This is a genomic window from uncultured Psychrobacter sp., from assembly GCF_947488565.1.
Taxonomy (GTDB): Bacteria; Pseudomonadota; Gammaproteobacteria; order Pseudomonadales; family Moraxellaceae; genus Psychrobacter; species Psychrobacter saeujeotis.
The window spans coordinates 407,591-433,536 of the sequence record NZ_CANKZC010000003.1 but is presented as its reverse complement, the minus strand read 5'-3'; the positions used below and the strand labels follow the sequence as shown (position 1 = coordinate 433,536).

At 43.6% G+C, this 25,946-nt stretch carries 20 protein-coding genes; 8 read left to right on the top strand and 12 right to left on the bottom strand.

The annotated features are described in order from the left end of the window. Window positions 1–14 precede the first annotated feature (14 nt). From nhaC to maiA, 5 genes are all read right to left on the bottom strand, one after another. Window positions 15–1,478, bottom strand: coding sequence for a Na+/H+ antiporter NhaC (nhaC, locus tag Q0890_RS08950; protein WP_299219663.1), 1,464 nt, complete (start codon window positions 1,476–1,478; stop codon window positions 15–17). A gap of 217 nt (window positions 1,479–1,695) precedes the next feature. Further along, window positions 1,696–3,186, bottom strand: coding sequence for an aldehyde dehydrogenase family protein (locus tag Q0890_RS08945; protein ID WP_299219660.1), 1,491 nt, complete (start codon window positions 3,184–3,186; stop codon window positions 1,696–1,698). 192 nt (window positions 3,187–3,378) lie between these two features. Further along, complete coding sequence (locus tag Q0890_RS08940; RefSeq protein ID WP_299219657.1) at window positions 3,379–4,806, bottom strand: VOC family protein; 1,428 nt, start codon at window positions 4,804–4,806, stop codon at window positions 3,379–3,381. A 325-nt stretch (window positions 4,807–5,131) separates the two neighbouring features. Next, complete coding sequence (locus tag Q0890_RS08935) at window positions 5,132–6,094, bottom strand: LysR substrate-binding domain-containing protein (protein WP_299219654.1); 963 nt, start codon at window positions 6,092–6,094, stop codon at window positions 5,132–5,134. Between the two features lie 388 nt (window positions 6,095–6,482). Continuing rightward, on the bottom strand, window positions 6,483–7,124 hold the full coding sequence (maiA, locus tag Q0890_RS08930; RefSeq protein WP_299219869.1) for a maleylacetoacetate isomerase: 642 nt from the start codon (window positions 7,122–7,124) through the stop codon (window positions 6,483–6,485). 221 nt (window positions 7,125–7,345) lie between these two features. Here maiA and Q0890_RS08925 point away from each other — a divergent pair, with 221 nt between their 5' ends. Beyond that, window positions 7,346–8,191: a helix-turn-helix domain-containing protein gene (locus Q0890_RS08925; protein ID WP_299219651.1), complete on the top strand. Its 846-nt coding sequence runs from the start codon at window positions 7,346–7,348 to the stop codon at window positions 8,189–8,191. Window positions 8,192–8,254: 63 nt separating this feature from the next. On the opposite strand, the gene Q0890_RS08920 is transcribed toward Q0890_RS08925, so the two are convergent. The 3 genes from Q0890_RS08920 to fahA form a co-directional block, all read right to left on the bottom strand. Then, on the bottom strand, window positions 8,255–9,319 hold the full coding sequence (locus Q0890_RS08920; protein WP_299219648.1) for a TRAP transporter substrate-binding protein: 1,065 nt from the start codon (window positions 9,317–9,319) through the stop codon (window positions 8,255–8,257). Between the two features lie 69 nt (window positions 9,320–9,388). Further along, entirely contained in the window at window positions 9,389–9,964 is a 576-nt protein-coding gene (locus Q0890_RS08915) for a VOC family protein (RefSeq protein WP_299219646.1), read from the bottom strand. A gap of 164 nt (window positions 9,965–10,128) precedes the next feature. After that, on the bottom strand, window positions 10,129–11,421 hold the full coding sequence (fahA, locus tag Q0890_RS08910) for a fumarylacetoacetase (protein ID WP_299219644.1): 1,293 nt from the start codon (window positions 11,419–11,421) through the stop codon (window positions 10,129–10,131). A gap of 488 nt (window positions 11,422–11,909) precedes the next feature. On the opposite strand from fahA, the gene Q0890_RS08905 reads away from it, so the two are divergent. Then, window positions 11,910–12,587, top strand: a complete 678-nt coding sequence (locus Q0890_RS08905) for a DUF421 domain-containing protein (RefSeq protein WP_299219643.1) — start codon at window positions 11,910–11,912, stop codon at window positions 12,585–12,587. 147 nt (window positions 12,588–12,734) lie between these two features. On the opposite strand, the gene Q0890_RS08900 is transcribed toward Q0890_RS08905, so the two are convergent. The 4 genes from Q0890_RS08900 to hppD all read right to left on the bottom strand — a co-directional run bounded on the left by Q0890_RS08900 (window position 12,735) and on the right by hppD (window position 16,795). Beyond that, the gene (locus Q0890_RS08900; RefSeq protein WP_299219640.1) at window positions 12,735–14,138 is read right to left on the bottom strand and encodes a Na+/H+ antiporter NhaC family protein; all 1,404 of its coding nucleotides are present in this window, start codon (window positions 14,136–14,138) and stop codon (window positions 12,735–12,737) included. A gap of 91 nt (window positions 14,139–14,229) precedes the next feature. Further along, window positions 14,230–14,571: a 4a-hydroxytetrahydrobiopterin dehydratase gene (locus Q0890_RS08895; protein ID WP_299219637.1), complete on the bottom strand. Its 342-nt coding sequence runs from the start codon at window positions 14,569–14,571 to the stop codon at window positions 14,230–14,232. Between the two features lie 137 nt (window positions 14,572–14,708). After that, window positions 14,709–15,554, bottom strand: coding sequence for a phenylalanine 4-monooxygenase (gene phhA, locus Q0890_RS08890; RefSeq protein WP_299219636.1), 846 nt, complete (start codon window positions 15,552–15,554; stop codon window positions 14,709–14,711). 134 nt (window positions 15,555–15,688) lie between these two features. Beyond that, entirely contained in the window at window positions 15,689–16,795 is a 1,107-nt protein-coding gene (gene hppD / locus Q0890_RS08885) for a 4-hydroxyphenylpyruvate dioxygenase (RefSeq protein WP_299219633.1), read from the bottom strand. Window positions 16,796–16,941: 146 nt separating this feature from the next. Here hppD and Q0890_RS08880 point away from each other — a divergent pair, with 146 nt between their 5' ends. The 6 genes from Q0890_RS08880 to Q0890_RS08855 all read left to right on the top strand — a co-directional run bounded on the left by Q0890_RS08880 (window position 16,942) and on the right by Q0890_RS08855 (window position 25,930). After that, on the top strand, window positions 16,942–17,871 hold the full coding sequence (locus tag Q0890_RS08880; RefSeq protein ID WP_299219630.1) for a LysR family transcriptional regulator: 930 nt from the start codon (window positions 16,942–16,944) through the stop codon (window positions 17,869–17,871). Window positions 17,872–18,071: 200 nt separating this feature from the next. Continuing rightward, a complete protein-coding gene (locus Q0890_RS08875; RefSeq protein ID WP_299219627.1) occupies window positions 18,072–19,268 on the top strand; it encodes an amino acid aminotransferase in 1,197 nt (398 codons plus the stop codon). 460 nt (window positions 19,269–19,728) lie between these two features. Next, the gene (locus tag Q0890_RS08870) at window positions 19,729–20,169 is read left to right on the top strand and encodes a hypothetical protein (protein ID WP_299219624.1); all 441 of its coding nucleotides are present in this window, start codon (window positions 19,729–19,731) and stop codon (window positions 20,167–20,169) included. 300 nt (window positions 20,170–20,469) lie between these two features. Next, window positions 20,470–22,623, top strand: coding sequence for an FAD-dependent oxidoreductase (locus Q0890_RS08865; protein WP_299219622.1), 2,154 nt, complete (start codon window positions 20,470–20,472; stop codon window positions 22,621–22,623). A gap of 218 nt (window positions 22,624–22,841) precedes the next feature. Continuing rightward, complete coding sequence (locus tag Q0890_RS08860) at window positions 22,842–24,161, top strand: ABC transporter substrate-binding protein (protein WP_299219619.1); 1,320 nt, start codon at window positions 22,842–22,844, stop codon at window positions 24,159–24,161. Next, entirely contained in the window at window positions 24,158–25,930 is a 1,773-nt protein-coding gene (locus tag Q0890_RS08855; RefSeq protein ID WP_299219616.1) for an ABC transporter permease, read from the top strand. The genes Q0890_RS08860 and Q0890_RS08855 overlap by 4 nt, the downstream gene beginning before the upstream one ends. The last annotated feature ends 16 nt before the right edge of the window (window positions 25,931–25,946 follow it).

The window sequence follows — 25,946 nt, the reverse complement described above, 5'->3', positions numbered from 1 at the left end:
ATACTCCCTTTGTATCAGACCTCATTTGCTGAGGCTGAAGTAGTCGTGTCAAGCTTTTCTACAGTTGGCTCTTCACGCGGTATAAACTTATCAAGGAACGCCCATAACAAGCCAAATAACGGCGACAACCAACAGGCAAATGCAAAAGGTGCATAGGTTAGTGTCGCAATTCCAAGTGTCGCTGCGACAAAGCTACCACCCATATTCCAAGGGATAAGCGGTGACAATAGCGTACCACTGTCTTCGATAGAGCGTGTTAGCGTTGTGCGCTTATAGCCCATCTCTTTATACTTCTCTTTTAATAAACGTCCTGGTAATACCAAAGTCGTATAAACGTCTCCGATAAGTGTCCCTACGCTCAAAACACTACCGTAAGTCGTAAAAATCAAGCCTAAGCGCGACTTCACGAAATGGTTGATTTTTGCCATGATGGCTTTTAGTGTACCGTAATGCTCAAGCGAGCCGACAAAAGCGAGGGCGAAAATGGTCAAGGTAATGACCCATGTCATTGACATCACTCCGCCTTTTGATAGCAGTTGATCTACTACATCAAAGCCCGTCTCACTGACATAACCATTCTGTAAAACATTAAAAATCTCACTAACGCCAACACCTTGCAGAAAAAACGCAATAAATGATGCTACGACGACACCGCCTAACACCGTCGGTATCGCGGGCATTTTCATGACCGCTGCGATGACGACCACCAGCGCAGGCAACAAGGTAATAATGCTTAAGTTATAATTATTAGCCAAGCTTGTTTGCAAGGCTTGAATAGAGGACAGGTCGATACTGTCATCACCATAGCCCATACCAATCCATGCATAAATCGCTAAAGCAGTAACCATCGCTGGCACGGTCGTCGGCAGCATACCTCTAATATGATCCCAAAGCTCAACGCCTGCAGCGGCTGGAGTTAAGTTGGTGGTGTCTGACAATGGTGACATTTTGTCGCCAAAAAAGGCACCAGAGACGATAGCGCCGCCTGTAAAATGCGCTGGAATACCAAGACCCATACCGATACCCATCATCGCGAGACCAACTGTACCGACTGTGCCCCATGACGTACCAGTGGCAACAGAAATAATGGCGCAAATAATACAGACTGAGAATAAAAAAGAGGAAGGAGAAAAAATACTAAAACCGTAATAAAGGATGGTCGGAACTGTCCCTGCAATAATCCATGAGCCAATGAGCATACCGACACCCATGAGAATAATCATTGCCGGTAAGCCTATCTTAATTACCTTTAAAAACCGCTCTTCCATACCCTGCCAGTCACGGCCACGCATTTTCATAAACAAGCCAGTGATCAAAATGCCGCAAGCCAGCGGTATATGCGGGGTAAAGTCTTTAAATACGAAAAACTGCACCATAAGAATCATGGCAGTCAATACTAGAGGGGCAATATCAAGCAAGAAACTAGAAGACGGACCATAGCCGTCGTTCGCGGGGTCGTGCGGTTTGTCATCTATCATAATAGATCTACCTTCCTTAGTAGTCGTCAATAAGTCTTGCAACCAATCCTTAGTTGCTTATTATTTTTAGTCTGCCAAGCCTACGTAGAGTATACTTGGCAGTTGGTGTCCAGTGATTTGTACGTAATGTTTTGTGCTGAGCAATATATATTCAATCAATCTATATAGAAGCTATAAACCAAATCGAAACCTTAATTACTGACTGCACACACTTGTATTAACCGAAGCTAATACCTTGGGCAAGTGGTAACTCTGTCGAATAGTTGATGGTGTTGGTTTGACGACGCATATAAGCTTTCCATGCATCAGAGCCTGACTCACGTCCACCGCCAGTTTCTTTTTCACCGCCAAACGCACCGCCAATCTCAGCCCCGCTAGTACCGATATTGACGTTAGCGATGCCGCAATCACTACCACGATCGCTGAGGAAAGTTTCAGCTTCACGCAAATCATTGGTAAAGATACATGACGAGAGCCCTTGCGGAACATCGTTTTGCATCTCAATAGCATCATCAAAGTCTTTATAGGTCATGACATATAAAATCGGCGCAAAGGTCTCGCTTCTAGCAACGTCGTTTTGCTCATCAAACTCTACAATGGCAGGCGTGACATAATAAGCATCAGGGTATTTGTCTGCTAAGACACGCTCACCGCCTGTGACTGTGCCGCCCGCTTCTCGAGCCTTTTCTAGCGCGGCTTGCATATTATTAAAACTGTCTTCATCAATCAGTGGACCGACCAAATTGCCTTCTAGTGGATGACCAATACTGACAGTCTCATAAGCTGATTTTACGCGTGATAAAATATCGTCTTTGATAGATTCGTGGACGAAGAGACGGCGCAATGTCGTGCAACGCTGACCCGCTGTACCAACTGCTGAGAATATAATACCCCGTAACGCAAGATCTAAGTCAGCTGTTGGCGCCAAGATCATCGCGTTATTACCACCAAGCTCAAGTAAGCATTTACCGAAACGATCGGCAACTTTTGGCCCAACAGCTCTGCCCATGCGCGTGCTACCAGTTGCGCTCACCAAAGCCACGTCTTTGTTTTCAACTAAAGCATTACCGATATCCGTCTTACCCAGTATTACTTGAGATAGATGCTCTGGTGCCTCACCAAACTTTGCCAACGCTTTTTCAAACATGGCTTGACAGGCCATCGCTACTAGCGGCGCTTTTTCTGATGGTTTCCAAATCACAGGATTACCGCAGACGATGGCCAGCGCAGTATTCCAAGACCATACTGCCACCGGGAAGTTAAACGCAGAGATGACACCGATAACACCAAGCGGATGCCACGTCTCACGCATATGGTGACCTGGACGCTCAGAGGCAATGGTCAAGCCATAGAGCTGACGTGAAACGCCGACAGCGAAGTCGCAGATATCGATCATCTCTTGTACTTCACCTAGGCCTTCTTCTTTGATCTTGCCAGCTTCAAACGATACCAGCATGCCCAAATCTTCTTTATGCTCGCGCAGCACTTCACCGAGCAGACGAATCAATTCGCCACGCTTGGGCGCAGGAATGACCCGCCACTCTTTAAACGCTTTTTTGGCATTTTGGATTTTATTATTGACCTCATCGACGCTATCTAAGGTTATTTTGCCAATAACCGTACCGTCTATAGGCGTATTGACTTCAAAATCGCCATGTTGATATTGCTCTTCTTTGACACCCATGGCAGACATGTATTGCTCAATCATATTCAATCCCTTGTATAGTTATTTGTAATATCCTTAATAGATATTTAAGCTACCTTGCAACGCGATAACTTGCAAAATAATAAATTTCTTACAGTCATTCCATTTTGGAATAGCGAATAAATAAAACCGCTATGTATATTTGTTATACATATCAGCCCTTTGGCCATAACTGTTTTATATACACCCGTACTCTTATGCAAAACTGCTTAAAGCATTTATGCAGTCTTTTAAGCTTTGAGCTTGTATCTCTTCATATAACGCCAGCTCATCATAGATACTAGCGCCAAGCGCTTGCTCAAACTCATGCTGATTTGAATTGCCATCATAGTTGCTTTGCTTGTCTTGCTGAAGATTAGATTGAAAAATACCAGCGGCACTAACAGGCAGAAAGTCTTCATAAACGATAGGTTCAATCCGGATAGTGCCTTTCTCAATCAAAGCATTTACTATTTGTTTTGAGTCGACCGTTTGTGCATCAACGGTTTCTAAATGAAGCATAGCACTGTCTACATCTGCAGCATTATCGACTGCTTGATAATAAAAGTAAGCGAGCGCCTCATTATGCATGGCTTGATAATCATCAGGGAACGCGTCGAACGCCTTCTCTAAAATTTGATAATACTCCGAGGCATTGTCTGCGTTCGGAGTCGCGCCTAATCGACTGCGTGCTTGGCTAAGCAGCTCGTCATATAGCGCTTTACCCTTTGGTGTTAATGCCACACCGCGCTGCTCAATCTCACCAAAGCGTGCGGTATGATGACCCTGTTCGTACTCGCCGTTTGGGTTTTTAAAAAGAACGGCTTCCTCTAATGCTTTAAAGCTCGTCTGTCTTAATAAAATCGGACACTCTCGTTTTGGCGGCCCCTCGATAATCGCTTTTGGCGGGATGCCCTTTGCCTGCATGCCTTGCTGTACGGTATCTATATCCAGCGTTCTAGGAGTCAAATGGTTGATATGTGGGCCTTTAAAACCGACCACATCAGCTATGAGACCGTGCTGCGCTAATAAGCGTTGATATAGCTCTTTTGAAATCGGTGTTTTATCATGCCAGCGAAAGGTTTCTAAAGCCTCTTTTATAAATTGCTCGCCTTCCTCAGCCGTCAAACCGCCCTGCGCTTCAAAGCGCTCAATCAGGCTAACGACATTATCGGTAAAGATTTGACGGTTGGCTAACGCAGTTATGGCGTCTTGTTTTAATGCTTCATCATTAATCAAGTCAAGGCGCAGTAAAGAGGTAAATACACGAAACGGGCTTTGATTTAATGCTTGCGCATCAATGGCTCGAAAAGCCGTAGAATGAACAGGCACGCCAGCAGGTGCCAAATCATAATAGCCCACAGGGTGCATACCCATGACAGCAAAGAGACGACGCATTATGCTAAGCTCGTCCGCTGTGCCCAATCTAATCGCACCGTGGCGCTCCATACTGAGTCTATCAAGCTCTCCGGTGTGCGCCAATTGCTCTTTAATCTCAGGGTTTTGGTTTAGCACCTGAGTATTCACTTCAGCAACCAAATCAAGCAAATCACCATATAGTGGGACTTCGGTTTGGTACATGGTCGACATCGCCATAGAAAACTCGTGGCGAATATCATCGCGACTTATAAACGTATGATTCACAGATAGACATCCTTGTTAAAATCTCAGAAATTTTATTTGACGCTTGTCACTGATTTGAGCAAAACCCTGCCTGCTCAGCAAACGAATAATAGTTATGCGCTCATTCCTTTTTGTCATTGCCAAACGATAGATTTAATAAATGTCCTAGCAGAATAGAAGATAGCTCTATCTGCTAAGACATATATGTTTACATATTGATTTTCAGTTCAGCGATAAGTTTTAGGAGGCTCTTGAGATAAAGAGTAGATTTTGAATAAAGAAGGGTCTTTGGAAGAAGTCCGGCACAAGCTTGCAAATGAAGATAAATATAAAACCGTTTTAGCGGTCAAAATACAAAATCTATCGCATTCTCATGCTGGTTAGAGGTTTCAAGATACGCTGAGATCCATTCTAAAATGACTTTTACCTTGTGGGAACGTCCCAAAGATAAAGGATAAGTTATATAGTAAGAGCCACGTCCTTTTGATGCATAACTCCATGCTGTCACTAGCGCTCCTGATTGCAGCTCAGGGGCAACCAACCGCAGGGGTACGAGTGCGATACCATAACCAAGCAGGGCAGCAGCAATACACGCGTGAAAAGTATCAAAACGCGGACCGACAAACGTCCCATCGATACTAATGTCTTGTTGTTTAAAATACTCATACCAAGCACTTGGACGTGAGCTCAACTGTAGCAAGGTACAATTGTCTACATTGCTCGTACAAAATTTTTTATCTTGATTTTTATCATACAAATATTCTGGTTGGCAGACCGCCACACAATATTCATCAAACAGCTTAATCGCCTCCATACCGCCCCAAATGCCATCACCATATAAAAAGGCAATATCGACGTTTTGATCCTCAGAAAAAAAGGGTTCAGCCAGCTCTTTAATATCTATATTAATCAACGGATGCTCTTGGCTGAACCCTTTTAGCGCAGGTATCAGCCAGCGTGAACAAAACGTTGGATGTGAGACAATTTTGAGCACTTCTGTATTATCACTATGTGACATCAAACTGGTGGTCGCCACCTCGATATGCTTGAGAATCTCTAGCACTTCAAGGTAATAAGTCTTGCCGGCTGGCGTCAACGAAATCCGGTGCGGCGTACGATAAAAGAGCGAAATGTTTAACATCTCCTCTAACTGCGCAACTTGCTTACTGATGGCGCTTTGCGTCATATGCATCTCTTGCGCGGCATGGGTAAAGCTCAGATGCCGCGCAGCCGTCTCAAAACACTGCAGCGCAGTCGTCGATGGATATCTTCTAAACGCAAGGGGCTTACTGGTTTCGGTTTTCATCATTTATAATTTTTATCTCATGTAAATACAAAAGCAGCAAAAGCTGATTCACTATTGCTTTCATTTAATTATACAAACTGCATAAGCCTATCTAAACTGGCAAACGGTTTAGGCATCATTAGAGCGACGCTGATCGTCTTATTAAATAAAAGCTCTTGTTCAAGTATTAAGATTATATCTCAAATTGAGACATTGGATTGAAGGATTGGACATTAGGTACTGATATTAAGCCTAATAATTCACGCTCTTTGATAGTCTAATCACAAGCATTACCTAAAAAAGACATTCTATCAATTATAAAACGACAGCAAAAAGCCGATAACAAAATAGCTATCGGCTTAATGGAATAATCAATAGTTAAATCAGTGGTGAACGCAATTAAGCGTTATTCTTAATGCGGTGCATCAGGCTGATTCATAGGATCTGCATCAAAAAACGCTTGGAGCGTACGGCAGTGCTCATCAATGGCCATGATATGTGGATAAGGTGTCAAATCTACTTTAAAGCGGCGAGCTGAATAGACTTGCGGGATTAGATAGCAATCTGCAAACGTTGGACTGTTACCGTAACAGAATTTGCCGCGCGCCTCATCTTTTGCCAGTAACGTCTCTAACGCAGCAAAACCCTCCGCTATCCAGCGCTGACACCATGCCAACACTTCATCCTCGTCAACTGACAACTCATTGCGTAGATATTGCAAGATACGGCGGTTATTAATCGGGTGAATGTCACAGCCAATCATCGCACTTAGCGCTCGTACTTGCATACGGCCAGCAGCGTCTTTGGGCAATAACGGATTGTGCGGATAAACCTCTTCTAACCACTCTAAGATAGCTGGGCTTTGATAAAGCAATAAGTCGTCCGTCTGTAAGGCTGGTACTAGGCCTTGCGGATTAATAGCTTTAAATAATGGCTCAGACTGCTCATCCTTTGCCAAATTAATCGAGATTGCATCGTAATCTAAACCCTTTAGGTTCAACGCGATACGTGTACGGTGTGAAGTGCCACTACGAAAGTAGCCATAAAGTGTCATCATAGTTATTCTCCTGCCTATGTTATTGTAAGTGCTGAGCTGTAGATATTGAGCAACACGTGATTCCATTCAAAAAATTCGGCCAAACTGTTCACTGTATTATCAGTAATGGGCGTTTTTCTATATATACCAAATGCTCTTTATTACCTATATAATTAGCCATGGTAGTAAACCTGACAAACCTAACCATCAAATCGTTTTTTTATTCAACTGAGTCATCGATGTCATCAACAGAAACAGCAGTAAATAAGAATCAAGGCGGTATACAGTCACTTGAGATTGGTCTCTCTGTACTAGATGTGCTTATAGATTACCATAAACCTATGATGCTAAAAGACATTGCTGAAGCGATGCAAATGCACCCTGCAAAAGTACATCGTTATTTGGTCAGTCTCATTCGTAAAGACTATGCACGCAAGCTGAGCGATGGACGCTACGGGCTCGGTAACCGAGTCAATGCACTGGGACACAATAGCTTCGATCAAAACAATATTTTGCAGCGCCTAACCCATGCAGCGACTGAAATCAAAGATACCATTAACTGCGGAGTGCAAATCGCTAAGTGGTTTAGTGAAGGCCCTATTGTCATCCATTCTTTTGAGCCGGACAGTCCGATCAGTATCATTACTCGTATAGGCTCACGTATGCCGCTGGCGTCTTCTGCGACAGGTAGACTGTTTGCCAGCTATCAGCCTGAGACTATTATCAAACCTTTGGTGCTTGCAGAGTGGCAAGGAGATATTGATATTTTGGCCGCCGTTCCCACTACCAAGCCTGACAACGCTGAGCTATCTGCTAAATGGCAAGCGTTTACTGAACTGCAAACCGATATCCGTACGCAAGGGTATGCCACGGTTGCTGGAGATATGCTAATGGGGATTAATGCCATTAGCATACCCGTCATTTTACCGCAGCCTAAAGATATTAACGATATCGACCCGCCTGCTAACGATATGCTATTAGAATATGCGCTCACCATTATCGGTACTGCTGAACAGCTTCCATTAGATAATCAGCAGGTCAGGGATAGAATATTAGCAATAGCTAAGCGTTATCAAATTACTTAGCTATTTTGCTAATTAGTGTGTCTGCAAAAATCGCTTATTTAATCTATTAGAGATAGTTAAACTTTACAGACAGGCTGTGCTGGCCACTTTGGTTTTTTCATAAACGGTTTGACCATCCAAGCCTTTGGCCGCTAATTCATCTAAATATCTCTGCGTACCCTCGAGTAACGGACCTTGCCACTCAGGATCATTTAGAGGATCTGGAATATCGATCATCGTATCCCCCTTGGCACGAGCGGCTGCCATTGCTTCCTCGTTACTTTTATCAAATATTTTGGCGATACGATCTGACATGACTAGTCCTGAATTATCATCAATCACCTTTTTGAGATCATCAGGCAGACTATTGTATTTATCCTTGTTCATAGTGACTACAAAGGTAGAGTTATAAAAAGGTATATTGGTGTGCGCGTTAAGTAGTTCATCGAGACGAAACGCTTGTATAGGTTGCCAAGTAAAAGCTAGACCATCAATGACGCTGCGCTGTAGCGAAGTGTAGGTATCACTGGCGGGCATCCCAACGGGCGCTGCACCAGTAGCTTCGATAATGTGACTGGCAACCACAGAGGGTTGACGAATGCGCATACCCTTCATATCTGCTGGCGTACGAATAGGCTTATCAACAGTATGCAGCGCTCCCTGTCCTGAACCCATTAAAGCAAGCAGATGAGTGTCCTCATATTCATCTGAAATAATTCCATCGTCGTAGAGTTTATATAGAATGCAGGTCTGTTGCTCTGCTGTATTGGATATGCCTGGTAGCTCTACGACTTGAGTCAAAGGAAAGCGCCCAGCGGTATAGCCTTGCACTTGCATACCAATATCTACGGTGCCTTTTGCCGCAGCATCGTAGGTGGCGCCCGGCTTGCTCAAGGTAGCGGAAGGATAAATTTCAATCTTGAGACGACCATTTGACTCTTCTTCAATCTTTTTGGCCCATGGCTCAAAGCCTTCAGTGTTCATATTATCATTAGCTGTCATAAAATGTGAGAACCTAAGTGTCGTCACATCATCTGGGGCACCATTAGCTGATGTAGCTTGATTATTATCAGAACATCCAGATAATGATAGTCCAGACATAGTAATTACGGTAGCCAGAGCGATTCTAGTAGATAGTTTGGTTTTCATCGTAGAGTCCTTTCTTGATGATTGAGTGCTCACTATTAATATCTATTAAAGCTTAGCAAGAAGCGATACCTACTCCCCTACAGGTACTTGCTCTTTAGCTTCTTTTAACTCTTCGGCATGCAAAAAATGCGTATGAGCGGGTGCACGTTTGGTCCGTGTCCATTCGTCAAGCATTTCTTGCTTGATCTCTTTGGTAATCATTGAAACTTTCTCTTCTGAAGTAATATCATCATAAGTCAGCTCCATACGATGGCCATTAGGATCAAAGAAGTAGATAGAATGGAAAATACCATGATTGGTCACACCAATGACGTCAATCCCACCATCCTCTAAATGCTTTTTTGCAGCCATTAAAGCATCGCGGTCTTTTACTTTCATTGCTAGATGCTGTACCCAGTCCGGCGTGTTAGGGTCAGATCCCATTTCAGGTTGATTGGGTAATTCAAAAAACGCCAATACATTGCCGTTACCAGCATCTAAAAAGATATGCATGTAGGGATCAAAGGCTTTGGTAGAAGGCACATGGTCTTCAGCGAACGCTAAAATAAAGTCCATGTTTAAGTGTTTTTTGTACCACTCTACGGTTTCTTTAGCATCTTTGCAGCGATAGGCTACGTGGTGAATTTTTTCTATTTTAAAACTCATATCAATATCCTTTTGATAAGGCGCAAAACCTAAGAAGAATGCTTTCACTAGTGTTTTTGGCATACAACCTAAGCCAAGTAGCTGTTTATATTAACGATGACGCTATTGCTAACATTCATATTAATAACAGCTATTGACTGTTTTGCGCTTATACTGTGTAAATTTTATGCGTCAAAATCAAAGTTTAAAGCTGGTAGCACCTTTCCGCGCACTTCACCAAAGCCGACTCGAATACCATCCTTTTCACTATAGCCTTTCATAATGACCGTATCGCCATCTTCGATAAAGGTACGTGTGCTCCCGCCTTTGAGCTCAACAGGTTTGGTCGCGTTCCAAGCAATCTCAAGCATTGAGCCGTACGAATCTGGCGTTGGTCCTGAGATAGTACCTGACCCCATCATATCGCCGACCTCAACTTTACAGCCAGTAATGGTGTGATGCGTCAATTGCTGCGCCATCGACCAATACATGTATTTAAAATTGGTTTCAGAGATGACGGTAGCGCTCTCCGCATTTTCTGGAAGCAACTCTACTGACAAATTGATATCAAAGCTGTTATCAGATTTTGTTTCTTGTAGATAAGCCAATGGCTTGGGATCTTGGTTTGGAATTGACGTTTTAAAAGGTTCTAGCGCATCTAAAGTGACAATCCAAGGAGATATCTCTGAAGCAAAAGTCTTGGCATTAAAAGGACCTAATGGCACATACTCCCATTTTTGAATATCACGGGCTGACCAATCGTTAAACAGAACCATACCAAAGATATGATCCCACGCGTTTTTGATAGAGATGGGCTCACCGATTTTGTTGGGTTGTCCCACGATAAAGGCGGTTTCAAGCTCAAAATCAAGGCGCTTACATGGCGCGAAAATAGGACGCTCGTCTGGATTGGGTTTGAGCTGACCTGACGGACGAATGATATCTGTAGCACCTGTCACAAAGACCGTACTGGCGCGACCGTTGTAGCCGACTGGCATCTCTGTCCAGTTAGGCAATAGCGCATTAGCAGGATCACGGAACAGCGTACCAACGTTAGTAGCATGCTCTTTGGACGAATAAAAATCAGTGTAACCAGGCACATGAACAGGCAGATGCATCGTGACATCGGCTTGCTTAAATAACGCCTTACTTTGCAAGTCTTGGTTATCACGTAGCGTGTCCGTGTCAGCAGATAGCAGGGTCTGAATGGTACTACGCGCGCTAGTCCAATTATCCCGACCAGAATCAATAAAAGCGTTCAATGTCGGCTGATCAAAATAGCTACCGCCTTCTAATTTAAGTAAGCCTTCGGCTTCAAGTACCGCTAAGTCTAAAACGTGTTCGCCAATAGCGACACCAGCACGGCGCTTACCATCGGCAGTGTCACTAAAGATACCATAAGGTAAGTTGTGAATAGAAAAATCAGAATCGCTTGCAATATCGAGAAATGAGGAAAGGTTTTTGTCACTCGTTGACATAGGTGGCTCCTTGCTAGCTAATTGGTTTGAAAACTATTTTTGTAAAAATCACTGGGATAAAAGACAAATCTTATCAAATAACGATAGATAAATCACAAATATAAAATTACGTATAGATTAACTACTTACGTATAAGGTAATTTAAATTCATCAATATTGCAAGCGATTCCTAGGCTTTTGAGTAAGTTAGGAAAACTTATCTATGTTCGAACGTTTTGTTTTTTTTAGTAGCTATGTTTTTAATATTTATGTTTTTAGTCCCTGTTTTTTAATCCTTGTTTTTCAGCTTTTATATTGATTTACGTTATAAGGTATAAAGATATTGATTTATAATGCGGCAGGCATTCAAACACGCTGTAGCGGTTTGTCATAAGCTCTATTTGTGACGTAAAACCATGGCAGCAAAGCATGACTTTAATTGAAGGCAGTAGTAATAACGATGGCATGATCAATCACAATAACCGATCACTAAGAAAGGATAAACATACATGGATCTGGCAAGCATCTTTATTCATGACACTACTTGGGCATTTGCCGCCGAAATCGTGATACGCGTAGTAGTAATGTTTAGCATGATTATTATATTTTTACGTTTTACTGGTAAACGCGGTGTCCGGCAGCTGTCTATTTTTGAGCTGACGATTATTTTGTCACTAGGTTCTATCGCTGGTGATCCGATGTTTACCGAGGACTTACCCATCATTCAAGCACTGCTCATCATGAGTATTGTGATTATCATGTATCGACTCTGCACTTGGATGATGATGAAATATCAGCCTTTTGAAGATCTTTTGGAAGGACAGTCGCTTTATATCGTCGAAGATGGCACGTTAGTACTGGATAAGATTAAAAGAGGCAAAATGTCACACGACGAATTTTTTGCTGAAATGCGCCAGCAAGGGGTTGAACACTTAGGCCAAGTACGTGTCGGCTTATTAGAAACGGATGGCTCATTTAGTTTGTTGCTATTTGCGCCTAATGAAACACAGTATGGTTTGCCACTTTTTCCTAAGCAGTACCAAGCAGCTGACGATATAGACCCAAAGCATTGCTATGCTTGCATGCATTGTGGGTATGTCGATTATATTACTAAACCAGATCAGCGGTGCGTGCGCTGTGAATGTAAAAGTTGGGCGAAGGCCTTAGATAGTGGCATTGTAAGATAGTAGCATTGTTAGATAGCAAAACTGTTAGATAGCCTAAAATCAGCCTTTGATTGACTCAAAACCAATAAAGCCGTCACCAAAAATTTGGGACGGCTTTATTGGTTTAAGTAAGCATTGGCAAAATATAGAATCGTCACTAAAACTTAACTATCGAGCGGATACTTTGGTGCCATCCTTACGACTAATGGTAAGCCCCGTAAAACCAAATAACAACGTCAACAGTAGCGATAAATAACAGAAAAACGCATAAGGCAGATAATCCAGTACTGGCACGCCTAATGCTTGACTGATAAATACCCCGCACACACTCCAAGGTACGAGTGGATTGATGACTGTACCTGCATCCTCGATGGTACGAGATAAGTTCTTTGGATGTAAGTTTAAGCGCTCAAATATCGGACGAAACGCGGTCCCTGAGAGTAAGATACTCAAATACTGCTCACCGATCAGCACGTTGATACTGAGTGCTGACATGGCCGCGGCAAATATTGCCCGCCCCGAGCTGGTCAAAGTATCCTTGATGCCTGATAACAGGGCTGGCAAGATACCTAATGCGCTTAGCAAGCCACCAAGGCTCAGCGCCAATATTACAATCATTTGAGTAAAGAACATGCTTTGTACGCCGCCACGTGAGAGCATACCGCCAACTTCTCCAAGCTCCAATGTCTCAGCGGGCGCATAGCCTGCAAAGAAGTATCCTCCTAGTTGTCCAAGGCTCGGTGAACTGTGCAAATAGGTGACAATCAATGCCGCAACAATGGTACAAATAATGGTATAGATGGCATTAACCCGAAACAAGGCCAACCCTACAAGTACCACAAACGGTAATACTGCATAACCATGTACCAAACCACTTTCGATCAGCTGTCCTTGCAAAACTGTCACTTGACTTAAATCACCACTGACCGTCTGTCCTGAGAAGAACCAGAAAAGTATGACCGTCAGTATCCAAGCAGGCACCGTGGTGTACATCATATTGCGAATGTGCTCGAATAAATCAATACCCACGACTGATGAAGCGATGGTACAGGTATCAGATAATGGCGACATTTTATCACCGAAAAACGCCCCTGATACCACAGCGCCAGCAGCGATAGCGACATTGGCATCGAACGCATTACTCATTCCAATAAACGCCACGCCCAAGGTCGCCGCAGTGGTCAAACTGCTGCCCAGTGCAATGCCGATAATCGAGGTAAGTACAAAGGCTGAGATGTAATAAAACTCTGGTGATATCAGCTCAAAGCCAAAATACATCAGTGTCGGTATGGCGCCAGACATCATAAGTGCAGCAACCATCAAACCAATAAAGAAAAACAGATAAATAGCACCGATACCGCGCATTACGCCCGAGGCCATTTGTCCTTGCATGTCATCAAAGCTTAGACCTTTGAATAGTCCAATAGCCAATAGCACACAGATAGCAAGTATCAACGACAAATGAGGCACCCAGCCAAAGCCTATCATGGTGATACCCATAATAGCGATGACAGTGATGGCGATAGTAAATGCAAGTCTAGGTGAAAACTGAGTAAGTATTTGTGGCGGCATCACACATCCTTAAATGACCAATTAAAATTGGTTTGGGGTTGGATTTTAATGTGGTAAGTTTACTAAGTCGCTTTGATTATTACTATACTCATTATTGACCATATAGACTATCTGTCTTGGCTGCCATGATAAAATCATTGCGATGCAGACCTTTAATACTGTGTGACCACCATGTAACTGTTGCTTTGCCCCACTCTACCAATATCCCAGGATGATGACCTTCAGCTTCTGCAATATCTGCAAGCTGATTGGCAAACGCCATAGCAGTGACAAAGTTTTTGAATTTATATTGACGCTGTAGCTGGTTGATACCATTGTCTTCAATGAGTGACCAATCAGGTATTTGTTGCAGCAGCTCGCGTGCTTCACCTTCCTCGACTGTTGGGGCACCGATACGGCAGGCTTCGCAGCTGGCTTGAGATAATGTTGTCATAGTAAATTCCTTTTATTTTAACTATTAAGTTTTTATTAAATGCACATCTATGTTGACATGATTGTTTACTTAAACAATCTATGTTGCAGTACTTTTGGTAAAGTCGTTCGTTGATTAAGTAATCGATTATTAAATGATCAGCTGGTTTCAACCTGATATGTTGGCTCAAACATGCCAAGCGACATCGCTTGCTTGACCACTCCCATGATATCGCTATTCACGATATCAAACAGCGTATCTAAATCATCAATAACATAGTAGATAGGCTGAATGTGGTCAATACGATAAGGGGTACGTAACACATCTAGCAAATCGAAGGCTCGGTGCTCAGGTTGAGGATGGGATTGAGGGTTTGATTGATAATCTGATTGGTTTTGAGTCTCGTTGCTGAGCGCATAAATGGTTTCAGATGGTGAGCTCAAAATACCGCCACCATAAATTCGGCGGGTATCCTGCGTTTGCCCGACCAAACCAAACTCAATGGTAAACCAATAAAGACGTGCCAAAAACAGCCTTTCTTCTTTACTGGCATTAAGACCAAGCTTGCCATAAGTTTCATTAAAGGTAGCAAAAGCAGGATGAGTCAGTAGCGGACAGTGTCCGACAATCTCATGAAAGATATCCGGCTCTTCGATGTAATCCATGTCATCAAAGCGGCGGATAAAGGTCGCAACAGGGAAGGATTTATTCGCCAACAGCTTAAAGAACTTACCAAAGCTGATCAACGCAGGTACTGCGGCTGTTTGCCAACCTGTCGTCGCTTGTAGCACTTCATCGATATCGTGCAATTGCGGGATACGATCTGACGGTAGATTGAGCTTTTTAAGTCCCTCTAGATATGCTGAGCAAGCGCGGTTGGGTGTCTGTTTGGCTTGACGCTCGAGCAGCGCTTGCCACATGGCATGCTCATCATTACTGTAGTGAATGTGACCATTGGCATCAGGTTGATGCGAGAGATAGGGTTGTTTGTTTTGGCGTTCCATGCCGATGCTCCTGTTTCCATATATCCGTTTTATTTGTGTCAGTACTTTGGTAACGCTATATGTTCGATACTACAGCGTGAACGATGGCAAGACAAATCGCCTTTTGCCTTGCCATGTTTGTTTGGTGGGTAAGTTTACTCTGTCTCGGTTTCTGTCTCAGACTGACCGATGGCGCCGCGGCGCACTTGATCGCGCTCTATTGATTCAAATAGCGCTTTAAAGTTACCTTCACCAAAGCCTTCATCATAGTCACCTTTACGTTGGATAAATTCAAAGAACACTGGGCTACCTAAGATAGTTTCAGAGAAAATCTGTAATAGCAGACGCGGTGTGCCGCCCTCGGTAGTACCATCGAGTAAGATGCCGCGCGTTTGCAATTCAGAGACGTCTTCACCATGGTTCGGTAAGCGCTCGCTCAGCATTTCATAGTAGGCAGCCGTTGGCGCAGTCATAAGCGGTATACCCGCCGCTTTTAGTTTATCGATACTGGCAAACAAGTCATCACTGGCTAAAGCAATATGCTGAATACCCTCGCCATTAAAGTGCATCAAATACTCTTCGATTTGTCCGCCGCCCTGCTTTGATTCTTCGTTTAACGGAATGCGGATTTTGCCATCAGGCGCCGTCATGGCTTTACTGGTCAGGCCAGTATATTCGCCTTTAATATCGAAATAGCGGATTTCACGGAAGTTAAAGATACGCTCATAAAAGTTTGCCCAATAAGCCATGCGCCCACGGTAAACGTTATGGGTCAGATGATCAATCACCTTAAAACCATGACCAACCGGATACTTATCTACATCTGGGAAGAACTCAAAATCGACGTCATAGATAGACTCACCATCTTTAAAACGATCAATCAGATAAATCAGTGAGCCGCCGATACCTTTGATAGCAGGAAGTCTTAATTCCATCACCCCTGTCGGTACCTCTACTGGCTGGGCACCATTTTTAATTGCCAGCTCGTAAGCTTTTTTGGAGTCTTTCACGCGAAAACCCATGCTACAAGCCCCTGCCCCATGCTCTTCTACAAAGTAACTGGCTTGGCTTCTTGGCTCACGGTTTAATATAAGATTGATGTCACCTTGACGGTATAAAGAGACATCTTTAGATCGGTGATTGGCGACATGGGTAAAACCAAGCTGCTCAAAAAGCGCTTCTACTGCTTCAGGTTGTGGTGAGGCGAATTCGACAAAATCAAACCCTTGTAAGCCTACTGGGTTTTCAAATAAATCTGCCATTGTAATCATCCTTAACGTTAATCGGTGGTATGAAATCCATATAAAAGTTGTATATATCAATGCAATGTATTGACGATGTGTCCATCTTAGAGTAGCTTTATTTATAAGACTAATTGTTTTTTTTAATTTATTTATCAGGTTTACTTATGAATATCAGTATTCGCCAATTGACCGCTTTTATTAAAGTCGCTGATAGTGGCAGCTTTACCCGTGCTAGTGATCAGATGTATTTGACTCAATCAGCTGTGAGCGGATTAATTAAAGAGCTGGAGACCAGTCTTGGCATCGTGTTGTTTGATCGCACCACGCGCCAGCTATCTTTGTCGGTCGTAGGCAGACATTTACTGCCACAAGCTCGGCGAGTCCTTAATGAGATGCAATTGTTTGAAAACGAAGCGAGCAGTCTGATGAGTCTTGCGCAAGGTCAAGTCCGGCTAGCGGTGTCACAATTTGCGGCTTCCTCTATGCCTGCGGTTATCGCTCAGTTTGCTAAAAAATATCCCGATATCAGCGTGTCTTTAATAGATTGCTCAGCAGAGAACGTTTTGCAACATATTCAAGATATTGAAGTCGATTTGGGCGTTGGTACGGAGCTTGGTTTTATGGAAAGTGAAGACGACATCAGAGCCGATTTGTTATATGAGTTGCCATTTTGCGTGGTGATGCCAGATAATCATCCACTGGCTAAGCAAAGCGAGGTGATCTGGCAGGATTTGATAGATATTCCGCTTATTACTTTACAAGGGCCTTTTATTGAACAAGTGACCGCCGAGCTGGATGAGACCATTGCTTCTCATATTCAGCAAGCACGCTATAAAGTCAACTTTATGTCGACTGCACTTGAAATGACGCGTCAGGGCTTTGGTATTACTTTATGCTTGCCTTATATGCCAGAAGTCATTGATTGGGTAAGTGCCAATGGTCTACAAATGCGCCCACTTGCACAGCCTGTTAAAGTGCGTAGGTTCTTTATATATCAGCGTTCATCGCGAGCGCTATCGCCTGCCAGTATTGCCTTTAAAGAGTTTTTGCAGACTTATTTTGCAAGCCATTTTAACGATTATAAAGGGAGCTAGCGTAAGTAGACGCTATTTTTAAATGGATATTAGCCATTTAATTGGCTAAAAATATATTTAGATGATCAAATAGCTCATCTAATCAGTTAATTAATCAATATGGTTGAATCTATCGTTGAGTTAATTGTCAATCTGGTTTATGCTTTTTGGCGGCTTCGTGTCTATTCTTGTGCTTTATTTTATTCTTGTAAGGAAAAAAAATGTTTGAACGTATCGACTACTACGCGGGTGATCCAATCTTGGGGCTGATGGACAAGTTTGCAAAAGACAGCAATCCCGATAAAGTAAACTTGGGCGTGGGTGTGTACTACGACGAAGACGGTAAAATGCCGGTACTTGAATGTGTAAAAACTGCCGAACAGCGCATTGCAGACCCTGTTTCTCCGCGTCCTTATTTACCGATGGCAGGGCTACCAGGTCACCGTAAAGGTTGTCAGGAACTGTTATTCGGTAAAGACGCTCAAGTATTAAAAGACGGTCTTGTCGCTACCATCGCTACTATTGGCGGCTCTGGCGCATTGAAAGTAGGTGCTGAATTTATTCATGAATGGTTCCCGCAATCTAAATGCTATGTGAGCGACCCAACATGGGGCAACCACATTGCTATCTTTGAGGGCAGTGATGTTGAAGTTGGCAAATACCCCTACTACGATAAAACCACTGGCGGCATCAAATTCGATGAGATGATTGCGTTCTTTGAGACGTTAAACAAAGACGATGTTCTTTTACTTCATCCTTGCTGCCACAACCCAACGGGCGTGGATTTGACCAAAGAGCAGTGGGATCAAGTGCTAAACGTCATTCAGGAGCGCGAGCTGATTCCATTCATGGATATCGCTTATCAAGGTTTTGGCGAAGATATGGACAGCGATGCTTATGCTATTCGTAGAGCAGTCGATATGGGTCTGCCGCTGTTTGTCAGCAACTCATTTTCCAAAAACTTATCGCTATATGGCGAGCGTGTCGGTGGTCTATCAGTCGTTTGTCCAACTACCGATGAAGCCGAGCGCGTCTTTGGTCAGCTGACCTCTATGGTACGCCGTATCTACTCAAGCCCGCCGTCACACGGTGGACGCGTGGTCGATATCATCATGAATGATGAAGCCTTGCACGAGCAATGGATCGGTGAAGTTTATGGCATGCGTGACCGTATCAAAGCCATGCGTATGAAACTAAAATCGGTGCTAGAGGCCAAAATCTCTGATCGTAACTTTGATTACCTGACCAATCAAAACGGCATGTTTAGCTTTACAGGATTGACGCCTGAGCAAGTTGAGCGTATGCAAAGCGAGTTTGGTATTTATATGGTTTCCAATTCGCGTATGTGCGTCGCTGGTTTAAATGTCGATAATATCGATTATGTCGCCAATGCCATGGCAAAAGTATTAAAGGATTAATGCTTTAACCCAATGTTGTAAATAGATTTAAAAGCTGGGCGCTTGCTCAGCTTTTTTTATTTCTTTTAAATTCTCCTATCTAAAAACGCGTTTTACTGAAGGTAATCAGGAAGCGTATTTCCTATTATGATAAGTACAGTTCAAGAAACTGATCATAGTCAACATCAATTGTCTATAAAATAACCACCTTTAAGCTAGCATTGCTAATATAGTAAAAGAGTGTAACGAACTCTTATAACCCTAATGTACCAGACAATACGAACTTGAACAATCATTCAAGAACAACTACAATAACTTTCTTTATAGCGTTTAGCAGCAATATTGCATTCATTTTTGAGCAATCACTCAATATAATCAGTATTTGACTTATGCCTATTTTATGATAATAAAAAGTATCGGTACTCATGTCATTTATTGATTGTTAGAACCCACTTTCAAAACTTCTTAAAAGCGAAAACTTATGCAAAAAGTTATGCCAAAATATTTGCCACTTTCATTATTATTGCTTCGACTTGGTATTTTCATTGTTTTTTTAGTTTGGACGCTCGACAAGCTTATTCATCCCGAACACGCTGCAGGTGTTTTCTCAAAATTTTATGGTCTTGAGGCCATGGGTGAGATGATATTCCTCGCTATAGGTATCGCTCAATTGATTCTTATTCTGACATTCGCTGTCGGTTTATTTAAAACTTGGACTTATGGCGCGGTCTTATTGCTCCATGCTATCTCGACTTTCTCAACCTTTGGCTTATACCTCAAACCTTTTGATAACTTGCTATTTTTCGCTGCGTGGCCGATGCTGGCTGCCTGTGTCGCGTTATTCTTAATGCGAGATTGGGACACGTTAACATTGGGCAAAAGAACCTCTTTAACGCAAACTCATACAGTGCCTATTAAATAGAGCTTATAGTGCCTATTAAATAGAGCTTATTCAGTAGAGTTTATTAGATCGTGCCTATTATTAGACTACAGCCTGTCCTCATTTTGATAATGGTAATATAAATACCAGTTAGCAGAACACAGGCTATATACTGTTAAGACTGATAAGTTGGCTGTTTTATGGTTAATAAACCAATAGGCCGTTCAAACCATTCAATGTAATGGCTGCTACTCTTAAAACGATGCAGATGCTTAACCGAAAAAACCATTGTAATTTTAACTGTATCTTTAACCTTTGCCCCACTATTTAGCCGGACCTTTCATGATTAAAAGAATATTTTTAATACTGTTAATATTGATATTAGCGGCCAGCTTTTTTTATTTTGACCTCAATCAATTATTGACGCTAGATGGCTTAAAAGGGTCAATGGCACAATTTAACGACTACAAAGCGCAATCGCCACTACTCGTTATCGGTGGGTTCTTTTTACTCTATGTCGTCGTCACCGCCCTATCCCTACCGGGCGCCGCTATTTTAACCTTGGCAGCTGGGGCGTTGTTTGGCTTATGGCAAGGCTTGTTGGTGGCCTCATTCGCCTCTAGTATTGGCGCAACCTTAGCGTTTTTGGCTTCACGTTATTTACTGCGTGATACCATTCAGCAGCGCTTTCCTGAGCGCTTAGCGGCCATTGATGCTGGCGTAGAAAAAGAAGGTGGGTTTTACTTATTTACCCTGCGCCTCGTGCCAATATTTCCGTTCTTTTTGATCAATTTACTCATGGGTGTCACCGCTATTAGAGCGTGGACTTATTATTGGGTCAGCCAAATCGGCATGCTCGCGGGCACCTTCGTGTACGTCAATGCCGGTACGCAACTGGCGCAAATTGACAGTTTGTCAGGGATTTTATCGTTTAATTTAATTGTCTCATTTGCACTGTTAGGTTTCTTCCCACTCATCGCAAAAGGGTTACTAAATATGCTAAAAAAACGCCGTGTCTATAAAAGCTATAACAAACCCAAAAAGTTTGACCGTAATATGATTGTGATTGGCGCTGGTGCTGGCGGATTGGTCACCAGCTATATTGCAGCCACCGTCCGTGCAAAAGTGACTTTAATTGAAGCGGGTGAAATGGGCGGCGACTGTTTAAATTATGGCTGCGTACCCAGTAAAGCTTTGATTAAAAGCGCGAAAGTCGCCGAACAGATGCGCCATGCTGAGCGTTATGGTTTAGACAATACGCCACCAGAGTTCTCATTTAAAAACGTCATGAGCCGTATTCATCAAGTCATCGCTGATATCGCGCCAAATGACAGCGTCGAGCGCTATACGGACTTAGGCGTCGAAGTGTTAAAAGGCTATGCCAAATTCATCGACCCGTGGACGGTAGAGATTGCGCTAAACGGTGGCGGCACGCAAACACTTACCGCACGCTCCATCGTTATCGCCACTGGCGCGCGGCCGTTTATCCCAGACTTACCAGGTTTGGAAGAAACTGGCTATGTGACCAGCGATACTATATGGAATAAATTTACTGAGCTTGAAGAAGCACCGAAAAAGCTGGTCGTCCTTGGTGGCGGGCCTATTGGCTCAGAGCTGGCACAAGCTTTTGCCCGTTTAGGCTCCAACGTGACCCAGATTGAAAGAGGCGCGTGTCTGATGAAAAAAGAAGATGTGGAAGTCTCTGAATTTGCGCAAAAAGCACTCACTGAGAGTGGCGTAAACGTCTTAACCTCACATCAAGCGATACGCTGTGAGATACGTGACGACAAAAAATATATTGTGGTGAAACACAATGAGACAGAAATCGCGATTGAGTATGACGAATTAATTTGTGCCGTTGGACGTCGTGCGCGCTTAGAAGGTTATGGTCTCGAAGCATTAGGTGTTGAAACTGAGCGTACTATCGAGACGGATGACTATCTAGAGACTCTCTATCCCAATATTTATGCGGCTGGTGATGTCGTTGGCCCTTATCAGTTTACTCATGTGGCCTCCCATCAGGCATGGTACGCTGCCGTCAACGGTTTGTTTGGCCATCTAAAGAAGTTTAAAGTCGATTATCGCGTGATTCCGTGGACGACTTTTATAGACCCAGAAGTCGCACGCGTGGGCCTAAATGAGCAAGAGGCTATTGAAAAAGGCATCGACTTTGAGATTACCTGCTACGACTTTAAAGACTTAGATCGTGCGGTGACGGAAAGCGCCAACGATGGCTTTATCAAAGTGATTACCCCTAAAGGCAAAGATAAAATACTCGGCGTGACCATCGTCGCTGAGCATGCTGGGGATATCATGCCGGAATTTATATTAGCGATGAAGCACGGCTTAGGACTGAATAAAATACTTGGCACCATTCATATGTACCCGACATGGGCAGAGGGTAATAAATACGCGGCTGGTGAATGGAAACGCAATCATGCGCCTGAAACGGTATTAAACTTACTTGAGAAATACCATACATGGCGTCGAGGTTGATCAGTTTTCCAGTGAAACTCAATGCTGTTGGCATTCATTAGTTTTATCGACTTATAGAAGACGATCGATTTGCTTTAGAAATAAGTGCTGCTGGGATGAATTTTTTGAAGCCTCTGGAGTGATGAAGTCACACAGCAAGCGAAGAAAATTTGTACCAACAGCACGCTTCAAAATATATGACTGAATGACATTTAATACAGGTTATAACGAGAACATAAATGTACGTTATTAAATCTTTACCAGCTTTGCCAATGCTAAAAAACCTAAGTCGCTATAGCGTCTATGCTATGGCGCTTAGCGTTTGTACGGTTATTTCTTCAAGCATATCCGCCAGCACTGCCTCACCCACTACCGTTGACCTTGATCAAAATTTATCATCTTGGCAGCAGATAGAGACACAAGGTAAAAACCAAGACGTTTACTTTTATGCATGGGGCGGTGACCCGCAAATCAATGCCTATCTACAGTGGGCTGCCAAGCAAGTCGATGACAAATATAGTATCAACCTAGTCCATGTCAAATTGAGCGACACTAGCGAAGCCGTCAGCCGCGTACTTGCAGAAAAGTCTGCCAATAACAATGATGAAGGCAGCGTGGATCTCATCTGGATAAACGGCGCAAACTTTGCCACCATGAGTGAGAATTCATTATTACGTAAACAATGGGCAAACAAACTACCGAATTTTGCGTTGACCGACCCAGACAATAATCCTGCGGTTAACTTCGACTTTGGTGTGCCGACCAATGGTATGGAAGCACCATGGGGACAAGCTTCGCTGACTTTCTATTACGACAGCTTATCGACGAATAAGCCACCAACCACTTTACATGAGCTCGTCAATTGGACAGCGCAAAACCCCGGGCGTTTCAGCTATCCAAAGCCGCCTGACTTTTTAGGCATGAGCTTCTTAAAATACGCGTTAGTCATGCTGCACGAAAATCAAGATGCGAACACAGGCGAAAACATCAAAGCACAGCTCAACCTACCAGCCACAGAGCAAAATATAGACATGGTATTAGACCCGCTATGGACGTTTCTCGATGATTTGCATCCTACTCTCTGGCGTAAGGGTGAGCAATTTGTGCAGACAGGCGCGCATATGCGGCGCTTGGTCGATGATACCGAGCTGAGCTTAGCCTTTACCTTTTCTGCGCCAGAAGTGCCAGCGGCGGTGCAGCGTTATGACTTACCCCAGAGTATTCGTAGCTATGCCATGAGCGATGGCAGCTTAAGTAACACCCATTTTGTGGCCATTCCCTATAACGCCAGTCACCCACAAGCTGCGCAACTGGTGGCAAACTTCTTGATGAGTCCAGAAGCGCAGGCCAAAAAGCAAACGCCTGCTGTATGGGGTGATAAAACCGTACTCGTACAATCGACGCTTAGTCCTGAGCAACAAGCGCTATTCAAGACTAACAAACCGCATCCGAGCGCCCTACCAGTTGACGCGATAAAACGTACCGTAAGTGAACCACATCCAAGCTGGGTTGATGCCATTATGCAAGGCTGGCAGACACGTTATGGAGTCAGCCCATGAGTAAAGATTCTAACAACAAAAAGGCTGATGCAAATACGAAAACGAAAGCACCTTATCAAATAGACCTATTTACGCGCATCTTTACGGGCGTTGTATCCTTGAGTCCGAAATTTTTACTGCTACTGCTGACATTACCCGTACTCGGTGGTTTACTCAGCGTGCTATTACCTGCCTTTAGCTGGGTCCCTGCACTTGAGAAAACGACCATTAGTCTACAGGGATTTAACGATCTGTGGCAGACGCCCGGTCTTAGCCAAATGGTAGCGCTCAGCATCGCTACTGGATTGATAAGTACGCTACTCGCTTTCGTCATATCTTTAAAGATATTGGCAGCATTTTTTAATAGCGTTTGGCTGACCCGTATCGAGCGTTTGCTGAGTCCAATCTTGGTCATTCCTCATGCAGCAGCAGCCATCGCGGTTGGCTTTTTAATTGCGCCTTCTGGTATGTTTTCACGCCTTATCTCACCGTGGCTAAGTGGCTGGGAGTTGGCGCCAAGCGGTATGTTTCCACATGACCCATACGGCATCAGTATTATTTTAGGTTTGACGTTAAAAGAGCTGCCGTTTTTATTACTCATGGCACTAGGCGCATTGGCACAGCCAGAGCTTGGTAAAAAGCTGCGTCAACAATATAAAGTGGCGCTAAATCTCGGCTATTATCCCATCACTGCCTTTTTTAAAGCCGTCCTCCCTATCCTCTATCCTTTTTTACGTTTGCCTATCTTAGCTGTGCTCGCCTATGCCAGTGCCAGTGTCGAGATGCCATTGATACTCGGTCCAAATACGCCGCCAACACTGGCGGTTACTATCATGCAATGGTTTAACGATGTGGATTTAAACTTACGTATAAAAGCCTCGGCGGGCGCGTTATTACAGCTGGCGTTGACGGGTGGCTTAATCGCCTTGTGGCTTGGTGGTGAGAGAGCAATAAAAGCTTGCTTTAATGGCGCGTTGCTCAATGGCAAGCGCCACTATGCCGATGCACTCTGGCAAAAAATCACTGCCACGCTTACCACTGTGGTGATTGGCTTTATTTTGCTGGCGCTCATTGGTCTGGTATTGTGGTCAGTGGCTGGTTTTTGGCGCTTTCCCGCCGTATTGCCAGAGCAGTTGGTATTGTTACATTTTCAAAGTGCCTTTACGCAAATGGGTACGCCATTATTTAATACCATCACAATCGGTATCGTGAGCACCGTATTTGCCATTGTGCTGACTTTATTATGTTTAGAAGCTGAGCAATTAAGTCAAAAACCACTTTCAAAATTTACCAGTTTTATTATCTATTTACCGCTGTTAGTGCCCAGTATTGCCTTTTTATTTGGTTTGGTGTGGCTACAGCAGTTGGTGAATAACCAAACGGCGTTTTTTAATGTGGCGTTTACCCATCTGCTCTTTGTGCTGCCTTATGTGTTTTTATCGCTTGCCAGCAGCTACAGGCGTCTAGACCCGCGTTTTGCTCATGTAGCCGCGAGCCTTGGTGCAACTCCTACTAAAGTATTTTTGCAGGTGAAATTACCGCAATTATTTGCGCCACTATTAATTGCTATCGCTCTTGGTCTGGCAATCAGCTTTGGTCAGTATCTGCCGACGCTACTCGCAGGCGGCGGACGTATTGCCACCATCACCACAGAAGCGGTGACCCTCGCCAATGGTGCCAGTAGGCGCACCAGTGCGGTGTACGCCATCATCCAAATGGCACTGCCGTTAATTGGCTTTATATTGGCATGGGTATTGCCGAAGTATTTCTTTAAAAGTGGCACTCGTTAGAAATCCAGACGTTAAA